General features: G+C 49.1%; 12 protein-coding genes. 10 read left to right on the forward strand and 2 right to left on the reverse strand.

Annotated elements, in window-relative coordinates; genetic code table 11:
- Positions 1-199 precede the first annotated feature (199 nt).
- A complete protein-coding gene (gene sohB / locus BEG40_RS16675; protein ID WP_000422075.1) occupies positions 200-1,249 on the forward strand; it encodes a protease SohB in 1,050 nt (349 codons plus the stop codon).
- Between the two features lie 35 nt (positions 1,250-1,284).
- Here the strand turns inward: sohB and BEG40_RS16680 are convergent, their stop codons facing one another.
- Complete coding sequence (locus tag BEG40_RS16680) at positions 1,285-1,536, reverse strand: YciN family protein (protein WP_104208405.1); 252 nt, start codon at positions 1,534-1,536, stop codon at positions 1,285-1,287.
- A 379-nt stretch (positions 1,537-1,915) separates the two neighbouring features.
- On the opposite strand from BEG40_RS16680, the gene topA reads away from it, so the two are divergent.
- The 6 genes from topA (at position 1,916) to acnA (ending at position 9,380) form a co-directional block, all read left to right on the forward strand.
- A complete protein-coding gene (topA, locus tag BEG40_RS16690) occupies positions 1,916-4,513 on the forward strand; it encodes a type I DNA topoisomerase (RefSeq protein WP_105285789.1) in 2,598 nt (865 codons plus the stop codon).
- Between the two features lie 209 nt (positions 4,514-4,722).
- Positions 4,723-5,697: an HTH-type transcriptional regulator CysB gene (gene cysB / locus BEG40_RS16700; protein WP_000776255.1), complete on the forward strand. Its 975-nt coding sequence runs from the start codon at positions 4,723-4,725 to the stop codon at positions 5,695-5,697.
- Between the two features lie 318 nt (positions 5,698-6,015).
- Positions 6,016-6,156 (forward strand): YmiA family putative membrane protein, encoded by a 141-nt coding sequence (locus BEG40_RS16705; RefSeq protein WP_222672706.1) that lies wholly within the window; start codon positions 6,016-6,018, stop codon positions 6,154-6,156.
- 3 nt (positions 6,157-6,159) lie between these two features.
- Positions 6,160-6,330, forward strand: coding sequence for a YciX family protein (locus tag BEG40_RS16710; RefSeq protein WP_000261430.1), 171 nt, complete (start codon positions 6,160-6,162; stop codon positions 6,328-6,330).
- Between the two features lie 116 nt (positions 6,331-6,446).
- Entirely contained in the window at positions 6,447-6,542 is a 96-nt protein-coding gene (gene ymiC, locus BEG40_RS21785) for a small membrane protein YmiC (protein ID WP_016158389.1), read from the forward strand.
- A 162-nt stretch (positions 6,543-6,704) separates the two neighbouring features.
- Positions 6,705-9,380 carry an aconitate hydratase AcnA gene (gene acnA, locus BEG40_RS16720; RefSeq protein ID WP_021550865.1) on the forward strand — a complete coding sequence of 892 codons (2,676 nt, stop codon included), beginning with the start codon at positions 6,705-6,707 and terminating at the stop codon, positions 9,378-9,380.
- Positions 9,381-9,443: 63 nt separating this feature from the next.
- On the opposite strand, the gene ribA is transcribed toward acnA, so the two are convergent.
- On the reverse strand, positions 9,444-10,034 hold the full coding sequence (gene ribA, locus BEG40_RS16725; RefSeq protein ID WP_001176295.1) for a GTP cyclohydrolase II: 591 nt from the start codon (positions 10,032-10,034) through the stop codon (positions 9,444-9,446).
- Between the two features lie 169 nt (positions 10,035-10,203).
- Between ribA and pgpB the strand changes: the two genes are divergently transcribed.
- The 3 genes from pgpB (at position 10,204) to lapB (ending at position 12,601) form a co-directional block, all read left to right on the forward strand.
- On the forward strand, positions 10,204-10,968 hold the full coding sequence (gene pgpB / locus BEG40_RS16730; protein WP_105285791.1) for a phosphatidylglycerophosphatase B: 765 nt from the start codon (positions 10,204-10,206) through the stop codon (positions 10,966-10,968).
- 148 nt (positions 10,969-11,116) lie between these two features.
- Positions 11,117-11,425 carry a lipopolysaccharide assembly protein LapA gene (lapA, locus tag BEG40_RS16735; RefSeq protein WP_000876294.1) on the forward strand — a complete coding sequence of 103 codons (309 nt, stop codon included), beginning with the start codon at positions 11,117-11,119 and terminating at the stop codon, positions 11,423-11,425.
- 6 nt (positions 11,426-11,431) lie between these two features.
- Positions 11,432-12,601: a lipopolysaccharide assembly protein LapB gene (gene lapB, locus BEG40_RS16740; protein WP_000891364.1), complete on the forward strand. Its 1,170-nt coding sequence runs from the start codon at positions 11,432-11,434 to the stop codon at positions 12,599-12,601.
- Positions 12,602-12,674 lie beyond the last annotated feature (73 nt).

Raw genomic sequence — 12,674 nt, forward strand, 5'->3', positions numbered from 1 at the left:
CATCAGTCGCGCTGCCAGTGTACTTTATGACTTTGAGGGGTTATGCCTTAAACAGAGGCGCATTTCAATCGGCCTGGGGCGATAACGCCGCAAAATGAATACTTTGTCATACTTTCTCGTCAAGAATATCTCTGCGAGACGGCTTAAGATGCCTGTTGTAAACTGTGAGGCAAAGCGTTGTTTAACCAAGGTGGGACTCGTGGAATTGTTGTCTGAATATGGTTTGTTTTTGGCGAAAATTGTCACTGTTGTTGTGGCGATTGCGGCTGTTGCCGCCATTATTGTCAATGTTGCTCAACGTAATAAACGCCAGCGTGGCGAGTTACGGGTTAACAATCTCAGCGAACAATATAAGGAGATGAAAGAAGAACTGGCAGCAGCGTTGATGGATCCGCATCAGCAAAAGCAGTGGCACAAAGCGCAGAAGAAGAAGCACAAGCAAGAAGCGAAAGCAGCGAAAGCGAAAGCCAAACTGGGCGAGGTGGTGACTGACAGTAAACCCCGAGTCTGGGTACTGGATTTCAAAGGCAGCATGGACGCGCATGAAGTTAACTCGTTACGCGAAGAGATAACCGCAGTACTCGCGGCATTTAAGCCACGGGATCAGGTTGTTTTGCGTCTGGAAAGCCCCGGCGGCATGGTTCATGGTTATGGCCTGGCAGCTTCGCAGTTGCGGCGTCTGCGCGATAAAAACATTCCTTTAACCGTTACGGTAGATAAAGTAGCTGCCAGCGGCGGGTACATGATGGCCTGCGTGGCTGACAAAATTGTTTCCGCGCCGTTTGCCATTGTAGGCTCCATCGGTGTGGTGGCGCAAATGCCCAACTTTAACCGCTTCCTGAAAAGCAAAGATATTGATATTGAACTGCACACCGCCGGGCAATATAAGCGCACGCTGACATTGCTGGGTGAAAATACCGAAGAGGGGCGCGAAAAATTCCGCGAAGAACTGAACGAAACACATCAGCTATTTAAAGATTTTGTAAAACGTATGCGTCCGTCTCTGGATATTGAAGAGGTGGCTACCGGTGAACACTGGTATGGGCAACAGGCGGTAGAGAAAGGCCTGGTTGACGAAATCAACACCAGTGATGAAGTCATTCTTAGCCTGATGGAAGGTCGTGAAGTGGTCAATGTACGTTATATGCAGCGTAAACGGTTGATCGACCGATTCACCGGCAGTGCGGCAGAGAGCGCCGACCGATTGTTGCTACGCTGGTGGCAACGCGGGCAAAAGCCGTTGATGTAAAAGATAAACGCGAGGGTAAAACCTCGCGTTTTGCTTTAATCTACCAGATGGTATTTTTCCGAGAACACGTGTGCCAGGTGTTTGAACATATTAAACACCGCAGTGCTTTTCGCTGTCGGCAGTCCTTGCTCATCTAAAAAGTAATCGCCGGTGAACACCAGCACGCCATTACGCTGCGTGACGCCGGTGGCTTCAATTCCTGCGAGCGTGTCCTCATGCTCACGAATGATTTTGTTGGCCTCTTTCAACAGCGTTTCGCGGTCGATGGGTTGTGTCTCTTTGTTCATTATTTACTCCTTAAACAAGGACATTAGTCTACGCCAGGCATGGCATACAGACAAATATACCACGCTGGCGTCAGGAGCGCCTTACTGGCAACTTTGGATTTTGCATGCTAATAAAGTTGCGTAACGGATTTTATCAGGTACAGTGTGACGCTTTCGTCAATCTGGCAATAGATTTGCTTGACATTCGACCAAAATTCCGTCGTGCTATAGCGCCTGTAGGCCAAGACCTGTTAACTCAGTCACCGGAATTTTCGTGAACAGAGTCACGACAAGGGGTTGATATCCGCAGAGAGCGAGTCCATATCGGTAACTCGTTGCCAGTGGAAGGTTTATCAATGTGCGACGCATTCCTGGAAGAATCAAATTAGGTAAGGTGAATATGGGTAAAGCTCTTGTCATCGTTGAGTCCCCGGCAAAAGCCAAAACGATCAACAAGTATCTGGGTAGTGACTACGTGGTGAAATCCAGTGTCGGTCACATCCGCGATTTGCCGACCAGTGGCTCAGCTGCTAAAAAGAGTGCCGACTCTACCTCCACCAAAACGGCTAAAAAGCCTAAAAAGGATGAACGTGGCGCTCTCGTCAACCGTATGGGGGTTGACCCGTGGCACAATTGGGAGGCGCACTATGAAGTGTTGCCTGGTAAAGAGAAGGTCGTCTCTGAACTGAAACAACTGGCTGAAAAAGCCGACCACATCTATCTCGCAACCGACCTTGACCGCGAAGGGGAAGCCATTGCATGGCACCTGCGGGAAGTGATTGGGGGTGATGATGCGCGTTATAGCCGAGTGGTGTTTAACGAAATTACTAAAAACGCGATCCGCCAGGCGTTCAACAAACCCGGCGAACTGAATATTGATCGTGTTAATGCCCAGCAGGCGCGTCGCTTTATGGATCGCGTTGTGGGTTATATGGTTTCTCCGCTGCTGTGGAAAAAGATCGCTCGCGGTCTTTCCGCCGGACGTGTGCAATCCGTAGCGGTCCGCCTGGTGGTCGAGCGTGAGCGTGAAATTAAAGCGTTCGTGCCGGAAGAATTCTGGGAAGTCGATGCCAGTACGACTACGCCTTCTGGTGAAGCGTTGGCGTTGCAGGTGACTCATCAGAATGACAAACCGTTCCGCCCGGTCAACAAAGAACAAACTCAGGCTGCGGTGAGTCTGCTGGAAAAAGCCCGCTACAGCGTGCTGGAACGTGAAGACAAACCGACAACCAGTAAACCAGGCGCTCCTTTTATTACCTCTACGCTGCAACAAGCTGCCAGCACCCGTCTTGGTTTTGGCGTGAAAAAAACCATGATGATGGCACAGCGTCTGTATGAAGCAGGCTATATCACTTACATGCGTACCGACTCCACTAACCTGAGTCAGGACGCGGTAAACATGGTTCGCGGTTATATCAGCGATAATTTTGGTAATAAATATCTGCCGGAAAGTCCAAACCAATACGCCAGCAAAGAAAATTCTCAGGAAGCGCACGAAGCGATTCGTCCTTCTGACGTCAATGTGATGGCGGAATCGCTGAAGGATATGGAAGCAGATGCGCAGAAACTATACCAGTTAATCTGGCGTCAGTTCGTTGCCTGCCAGATGACCCCAGCGAAATATGACTCCACGACGCTGACCGTTGGTGCGGGCGATTTCCGCCTGAAAGCACGCGGTCGTATTTTGCGCTTTGATGGCTGGACAAAAGTGATGCCTGCACTGCGTAAAGGCGATGAAGATCGTATCTTACCGGCAGTCAATAAAGGCGATGCTCTGACGCTCGTTGAACTGACACCAGCCCAGCACTTTACCAAGCCGCCAGCCCGTTTCAGTGAAGCATCGCTGGTTAAAGAACTGGAAAAACGTGGTATCGGTCGTCCGTCTACCTATGCGTCGATCATTTCGACCATTCAGGATCGTGGCTATGTGCGAGTAGAAAATCGTCGTTTCTATGCGGAAAAAATGGGCGAAATCGTCACCGATCGCCTGGAAGAGAATTTCCGCGAGTTAATGAACTACGACTTCACCGCGCAGATGGAAAACAGCCTCGACCAGGTGGCAAATCACGAAGCAGAGTGGAAAGCTGTACTGGACCACTTCTTCTCGGATTTCACCCAGCAGTTAGATAAAGCTGAAAAAGATCCGGAAGAGGGTGGTATGCGCCCGAACCAGATGGTTCTGACCAGCATTGACTGCCCGACTTGTGGTCGCAAAATGGGGATTCGCACAGCTAGCACCGGGGTATTCCTTGGCTGTTCTGGCTATGCGCTGCCGCCGAAAGAGCGTTGCAAAACCACCATTAACCTGGTGCCGGAAAACGAAGTGCTTAACGTGCTGGAAGGCGAAGACGCTGAAACCAACGCGCTGCGTGCCAAACGTCGTTGCCCGAAATGCGGTACAGCGATGGACAGCTATCTCATCGATCCAAAACGTAAGTTGCATGTCTGTGGTAATAATCCAACCTGCGACGGTTATGAGATCGAAGAGGGCGAATTCCGTATTAAAGGTTATGACGGCCCGATCGTTGAGTGTGAAAAATGTGGTTCTGAAATGCACCTGAAAATGGGGCGTTTCGGTAAATACATGGCCTGCACCAATGAAGAGTGTAAAAACACACGTAAGATTTTACGTAACGGTGAAGTCGCGCCGCCGAAAGAAGATCCGGTTCCGCTGCCAGAATTACCGTGCGAAAAATCGGATGCTTATTTCGTGCTGCGTGATGGCGCTGCCGGTGTGTTCCTGGCTGCCAATACTTTCCCGAAATCACGTGAAACGCGTGCGCCGCTGGTGGAAGAGCTTTATCGCTTCCGCGACCGTTTACCAGAAAAATTGCGTTATCTGGCTGATGCGCCACAGCAAGATCCAGAAGGTAATAAGACAATGGTTCGCTTTAGCCGGAAAACCAGGCAGCAATATGTCTCTTCGGAAAAAGACGGAAAGGCAACTGGCTGGTCAGCATTTTATGTTGATGGCAAATGGGTTGAAGGTAAAAAATAACCTTTAATTCTTTCTGGTTTTTTAAAACAAAGGGTCGCAAAAGCGACCCTTTTTTATTGCATATTATTTTATCTCCACACCTATACACTAAAGCTATAAATGATATAGTGGTTATAGTTAGCACCTTTTTTATTATTAAATCGTATTAGTCACCCGTCAGGCGTGACGAAAAAACGATGTTCTGATGGCGTCTAATTGGATGGTTTAACATGAAATTACAACAACTTCGCTATATTGTTGAGGTCGTCAATCATAACCTGAACGTCTCATCAACGGCTGAAGGACTTTACACATCACAACCTGGGATCAGTAAGCAAGTCAGAATGCTGGAAGATGAGCTGGGTATTCAAATTTTTTCCCGTAGCGGCAAGCATTTGACGCAGGTTACTCCAGCCGGGCAGGAAATAATCCGTATCGCTCGTGAAGTTCTGTCGAAAGTTGATGCTATTAAATCGGTCGCCGGAGAACACACCTGGCCAGATAAAGGCTCGCTATATATCGCCACCACGCATACTCAGGCGCGCTATGCATTACCGAATGTCATCAAAGGTTTCATTGAGCGTTATCCTCGCGTTTCTTTGCATATGCATCAGGGATCGCCGACACAAATCGCCGATGCTGTCTCTAAAGGTAATGCCGATTTCGCTATCGCCACGGAAGCACTTCATTTGTATGAAGATTTGGTGATGCTGCCATGCTATCACTGGAATCGGGCTATTGTGGTGACACCTGACCATCCGCTGGCGGGCAAAAAAGCAATTACCATTGAAGAACTGGCGCAGTATCCGTTGGTGACGTATACCTTCGGTTTTACCGGACGCTCCGAGCTGGATACCGCCTTTAACCGCGCAGGGTTGACGCCGCGTATTGTTTTCACTGCTACCGATGCTGACGTGATTAAAACTTACGTTCGATTAGGGTTGGGTGTAGGGGTGATTGCCAGCATGGCGGTGGATCCGGTTTCGGATCCCGACCTGGTTCGTGTTGATGCGCATGACATTTTCAGTCATAGCACAACCAAAATTGGTTTTCGCCGCAGTACGTTTTTGCGCAGTTATATGTATGATTTCATTCAGCGTTTTGCGCCGCATTTAACTCGCGATGTCGTTGATGCCGCCGTAGCACTGCGTTCCAATGAAGAAATTGAGATCATGTTTAAAGATATCAAATTGCCGGAAAAATAATTACCTGCATTATTTCCGGCACCTTTTATGTTTTCAGGGTGCCGGAATATATCCTCTGTTTTTTCTTATTTGTACACCGCTCACAATATAATTATCCCTGAAATCTTTATGGTAAATCGGACATAAAGTAGTGCCTAATTACCTGCCTCGCAAACGTCAGTCTTCAAATATCTATTTCAAGTCAAAAGATTGAATTATTCACTGGAGACGATTCGTAAATTAGCTGGATTTTTGGCTAAAGTTTCATTAGGATTTGTCTCATCAATTGATTAATTATACCAATCGTTTGGCGTCTTGCTGATAAGTGATGGCGATTATATGAGGTTAGCAATGCCTTCTGGAAATCAGGAACCCCGCAGGGACCCTGAAATGAAACGTAAAGCCTGGCTTGCGGTATTTCTTGGGTCTGCGCTCTTCTGGGTGCTTGTCGCACTGCTAATTTGGAAAGTGTGGGGGTAAAGCATGGTCGTTCAGGAACAGCATCAGGTTGCTTTGCCACTGTCTCAGCATAGTGACAATGAAACGGAAACGAAACGGGAATGTTCAGTCGTTATTCCAGATGGCTGGAAACTGACGTCGCAACAGCAAGCTTTTATAGAGATGTTTGCTGAAGATGATCAGCAGAAACAATAATTATCATCATTCTTATTATCCGATATATTCGTGAAATAAACGGTTTTTAATACACCACAGCAATAAAAGGTTGAATAATTTCAACAGAAAGTAATAACAAGTGAAGGGTGTAGCCTATGATCACCACAAATATGAAATACTGGTCCTGGATGGGCGCATTTTCTCTGTCGATGCTCTTCTGGGTTGAACTCATCTGGATAGTTGCTCACTAATCTCTAACCTCGCTACGGCGAGGTTTTTCTTTTCTTATCCGCAAGGTTTCCCTCTTTTATCAATTCGGGTTGTTATCAAATCGTTACGCGGTGTTTGTGTTATCTTTAATATTCACCCTGAAGAGAATCAGGGCATCGCAACCCTGTTATTAAGGAGGAGCTATGTCGTCAACCCTACGAGAAGCCAGTAAGGACACTTTGCAGGCCAAAGATAAAACTTACCACTACTACAGCCTGCCGCTTGCTGCCAAATCACTGGGCGATATCACCCGTCTGCCTAAGTCACTCAAAGTTCTGCTCGAAAACCTGCTCCGCTGGCAGGATGGTAACTCGGTTACCGAAGAGGATATCCACGCGCTGGCTGGCTGGTTGAAAAATGCCCATGCTGACCGTGAAATTGCCTACCGTCCGGCAAGAGTGCTGATGCAGGACTTCACCGGCGTGCCCGCTGTCGTGGATCTTGCGGCGATGCGAGAAGCGGTAAAACGTCTCGGTGGCGATACCGCGAAAGTGAATCCGCTCTCACCGGTCGACCTGGTAATTGACCATTCGGTGACCGTCGATCGTTTTGGCGATGATGAAGCATTCGAGGAAAACGTGCGTCTGGAAATGGAGCGAAACCACGAACGTTATGTATTCCTGAAATGGGGGCAGCAGGCGTTCAGTCGTTTTAGCGTCGTGCCACCAGGCACAGGCATTTGCCATCAGGTTAACCTCGAATATCTCGGCAAAGCAGTGTGGAGTGAACTGCAGGACGGTGAATGGATTGCTTATCCGGATACGCTCGTCGGTACTGACTCGCACACTACTATGATCAACGGTCTTGGCGTACTGGGGTGGGGCGTTGGCGGGATCGAAGCGGAAGCCGCAATGTTAGGTCAGCCGGTTTCCATGCTTATCCCGGATGTAGTGGGCTTTAAACTCAGCGGAAAATTACGTGAAGGTATCACCGCCACAGACCTGGTTCTCACCGTTACCCAGATGCTGCGTAAACATGGCGTAGTGGGGAAATTCGTCGAATTTTACGGCGATGGGCTGGATTCGCTGCCGCTGGCAGATCGCGCTACCATTGCCAATATGTCGCCAGAATATGGCGCGACCTGCGGCTTCTTCCCAATCGATGCGGTCACCCTCGATTACATGCGTTTAAGCGGGCGCAGTGAAGATCAGGTCGAACTGGTCGAAAAATATGCTAAAGCGCAGGGCATGTGGCGTAACCCGGGCGATGAACCGATTTTTACCAGTACGTTAGAACTGGACATGAATGACGTTGAAGCGAGTCTGGCGGGACCAAAACGCCCACAGGATCGCGTTGCACTGCCCGATGTACCAAAAGCTTTTGCCGCCAGTAACGAACTGGAAGTGAATGCCACGCATAAAGATCGCCAACCGGTCGATTATGTTATGAACGGACATCAGTATCAGTTGCCTGATGGTGCAGTGGTCATTGCCGCGATAACGTCGTGCACCAACACCTCTAATCCAAGTGTACTGATGGCCGCAGGCTTGCTGGCGAAAAAAGCCGTAACTCTGGGCCTCAAGCGGCAACCGTGGGTCAAAGCGTCGCTGGCACCGGGTTCAAAAGTCGTTTCTGATTATCTGGCAAAAGCGAAACTGACACCGTATCTCGACGAACTGGGGTTTAACCTTGTGGGATACGGTTGTACCACCTGTATTGGTAACTCTGGGCCGCTGCCCGATCCTATCGAAACGGCAATCAAAAAAGGCGATTTAACCGTCGGTGCGGTGCTGTCCGGCAACCGTAACTTTGAAGGCCGTATCCATCCGCTGGTTAAAACTAACTGGCTGGCTTCGCCGCCATTGGTGGTTGCCTATGCGCTGGCGGGCAATATGAATATCAATCTGGCTTCAGAGCCTATCGGTCATGATCGTAAAGGCGATCCGGTATATCTGAAAGATATCTGGCCATCAGCACAAGAAATTGCCCGTGCGGTAGCACAAGTCTCTACAGAAATGTTCCGTAAAGAGTACGCAGAAGTTTTCGAAGGGACAGCTGAGTGGAAAGAAATTAACGTTGTGCGATCCGATACCTACGGATGGCAGGATGATTCGACCTATATTCGGTTATCGCCGTTTTTTGATGAGATGCAGGCAATGCCTGCGCCAGTGGAGGATATTCACGGCGCGCGGATACTCGCAATGCTGGGGGATTCGGTCACCACTGACCATATCTCTCCGGCGGGCAGTATTAAGCCCGACAGTCCGGCAGGGCGATATCTACAAGGTCGGGGTGTTGAGCGGAAAGACTTTAACTCCTACGGTTCGCGGCGTGGTAACCATGAAGTGATGATGCGCGGCACGTTTGCCAACATTCGCATTCGTAACGAAATGGTGCCTGGCGTTGAAGGGGGGATGACGCGGCATTTACCTGCCAGCGATGTTGTCTCTATTTACGATGCAGCGATGCGCTATAAGCAGGAGCAAACGCCGCTGGCGGTGATTGCCGGTAAAGAATATGGTTCTGGCTCCAGCCGTGACTGGGCGGCAAAAGGTCCGCGTCTGCTTGGTATCCGGGTGGTTATTGCCGAATCGTTTGAACGTATTCACCGCTCGAATTTAATTGGCATGGGCATTCTGCCGCTGGAATTTCCGCAAGGCGTGACGCGTAAAACATTAGGGCTGACCGGGGAAGAGAAGATTGATATTAGCGATCTGCAAAATCTACAACCCGGCGCAACGGTTCCAGTGACGCTAACGCGAGCTGATGGTAGTCAGGAAGTTGTGCCGTGCCGTTGTCGTATCGACACTGCGACGGAATTAACCTATTACCAGAACGACGGGATTTTGCATTATGTCATCCGTAATATGTTGAAGTAACGAGTATTTGCTTGCCGGAAGTCAGATAACCGGCAAGCAAATTAACTTCACAACGCAAGTGGGTTATTTGTTCAACAGATGACCCATTTTCTCGGCTTTGGTATCGAGATAATGTTCGTTATTGGGGTTACGACCAACAATCAACGGCACGCGTTCAACAATATTAATCCCGGCTTCGGTCAGAATTTCGACTTTTTTCGGGTTGTTGGTTAACAAACGGACTTCATTGACACCAAGGAGTTTGAACATATCAGCGCAAAGAGTGAAGTCGCGCTCATCTGCAGCGAAGCCTAACTGGTGGTTAGCCTCTACGGTGTCGTAGCCTTGATCCTGCAATGCGTAAGCGCGAATTTTATTCAGCAGACCAATGTTACGACCTTCCTGGCGGTGATACAGCAAAATACCACGGCCTTCTTCGGCGATTTGTGTCAGCGCCGCTTCCAGCTGGAAGCCACAATCGCAGCGCAAGCTGAACAGGGCGTCACCGGTCAGACATTCGGAATGGACGCGCGCAAGTACCGGGGTATGCCCGGAAATATCGCCATAGACTAGCGCGACATGATCGTGTCCGGTTGCCAGTTCTTCAAATCCCACCATCAGGAAATCGCCCCATGGGGTTGGCAGTTTGGCTTCTGCCACACGTTTAAGCTGCATGAAATTCTCCAGATAATGCTGGTTCTGTATTGGCTTATTTTGCCATAACGCGAAGGCGTTCACCTAATCACGACGCGTCGATCGTTCACTGAATGGCACAAATCTGTCAATTTTTCCAGGTCAGGGCATTTTCAGTTATGATTGTGAGACTTATAAGAAAGGAGAGACCATGCGTTCGATTGCCAGACGTACCGCAGTTGGAGCTGCACTATTACTTATCATGCCTGTAGCGGTATGGATTTCTGGCTGGCGTTGGCAACCAGGAGAGCAAAATGGGTTGTTAAAAGCGGCCTTTTGGGTCACTGAAACCGTCACTCAGCCCTGGGGCGTCATTACGCATCTGATTTTATTCGGTTGGTTTCTCTGGTGTCTGCGCTTTCGTATCAAAGCTGCAATTATGTTGTTTTCCATACTGGCAGCGGCGATCCTTGTCGGGCAAGCGGTAAAATCCTGGATTAAAGACAAAGTTCAGGAGCCGCGCCCGTTTGTTATCTGGCTGGAAAAAACACATCATATTCCGGTTGATGAGTTCTACACTTTAAAGCGTGCAGAGCGCGGAAATTTAGTGAAAGAACAGTTGGCTGAAGAGAAAAATATTCCGCAATATTTGCGTTCTCATTGGCAGAAAGAGACCGGTTTTGCCTTTCCTTCTGGTCACACAATGTTTGCTGCCAGTTGGGCTCTGCTGGCCGTTGGGTTGTTATGGCCGCGTCGGCGAACCGTAACCATTGCACTCTTGCTGGTTTGGGCAATGGGAGTCATGGGAAGCCGCCTGCTGCTTGGGATGCATTGGCCGCGCGATCTGGTGGTGGCTACGTTGATTTCGTGGGCGCTGGTCGCGGTAGCAACCTGGCTTGCGCAACGTATTTGTGGGCCATTAACACCACCACCGGAAGAAAATCGTGAGATAGCGCAACGAGAACAAGAAAGTTAATACTGGTTGAATTTCCGAATTTAACCCTCAAATCATCAACAATGATTGTGGCTACCATTTCGCAGACGTCGTGAAAATGGTAATTTAAAGGGCTATTGCGGTAAATTGACCATAATTTATTCGCTCTAACCACATAACGGGAAGTAATGTGAAATATTTACTCATTTTCTTACTGGTGTTAGCGATTTTTGTGATTTCCGTCACATTGGGTGCGCAAAATGATCAACAGGTAACGTTTAATTATCTGTTAGCGCAAGGGGAGTATCGTATCTCCACATTGCTCGCTGTATTGTTTGCTGCGGGTTTTGCTATTGGTTGGTTGATTTGTGGCCTTTTCTGGCTGCGAGTTCGTGTTTCTCTGGTACGCGCTGAACGTAAAATAAAGCGACTGGAAAACCAGCTTTCACCTGCGACTGGCGTGGCGGTAGCGCCTGATTCGTCAGTGGCGAAGGAATAACTTTCTATGCTGGAGTTGTTGTTTCTGCTCTTGCCTGTAGCCGCTGCCTATGGCTGGTATATGGGCCGCAGAAGTGCGCAACAAAACAAGCAAGATGAAGCCAACCGCCTGTCACGTGATTACGTAGCAGGGGTTAACTTCCTGCTTAGTAATCAACAGGATAAAGCGGTTGATCTGTTCCTCGATATGCTCAAAGAGGACACCGGCACCGTTGAAGCCCACCTTACGCTCGGAAACCTGTTCCGTTCGCGTGGCGAAGTCGATCGCGCGATTCGTATTCATCAAACCTTAATGGAAAGTGCCTCGTTGACCTATGAGCAACGCTTGCTGGCAATTCAGCAACTGGGGCGTGATTACATGGCGGCGGGTTTATACGATCGTGCGGAAGATATGTTTAATCAACTGACCGATGAAACGGACTTCCGTGTTGGCGCATTGCAACAGCTGTTACAAATCTATCAGTCCACCAGTGAATGGCAGAAAGCAATTGATGTTGCAGAACGCCTGGTGAAGCTGGGCAAAGATAAGCAACGCGTTGAGATCGCCCATTTCTACTGTGAACTGGCGCTCCAGCACATGGCCAGCGATGATCTTGATCGCGCTATGACTTTGTTGAAAAAAGGGGCTGCGGCAGACAAAAACAGCGCCCGCGTATCCATCATGATGGGACGTGTGTTTATGGCGAAAGGAGAATACGCCAAAGCGGTCGAAAGCCTGCAACGCGTCATTTCCCAGGACAGAGAACTGGTCAGCGAAACGCTGGAAATGCTGCAAACCTGCTATCAGCAACTGGGTAAAACTGCCGAATGGGCAGAGTTCCTGCAGCGCGCGGTGGAAGAGAATACCGGTGCCGATGCTGAATTGATGCTTGCAGACATTATCGAAGCGCGCGACGGCAGTGATGCCGCACAGGTCTATATTACGCGCCAGCTACAACGTCACCCGACCATGCGCGTGTTCCACAAGTTAATGGATTACCACCTGAATGAAGCAGAAGAAGGGCGCGCTAAAGAGAGCCTGATGGTGCTGCGTGACATGGTAGGTGAGAAGGTGCGTAGTAAGCCGCGTTATCGTTGCCAGAAGTGTGGTTTTACTGCATATACGCTCTACTGGCATTGCCCGTCATGTCGGGCGTGGTCAACCATTAAACCTATTCGCGGCCTTGATGGCCTGTAATTTTTAAAAAAATCCAGCTTTAGTTACAACATCCTAATGGTTGTTCCCACATTTTGCTTCGGCAACTCCAGTG

This window comes from Escherichia sp. MOD1-EC5495 (assembly GCF_002965965.1).
GTDB lineage: Bacteria > Pseudomonadota > Gammaproteobacteria > Enterobacterales > Enterobacteriaceae > Escherichia > Escherichia ruysiae.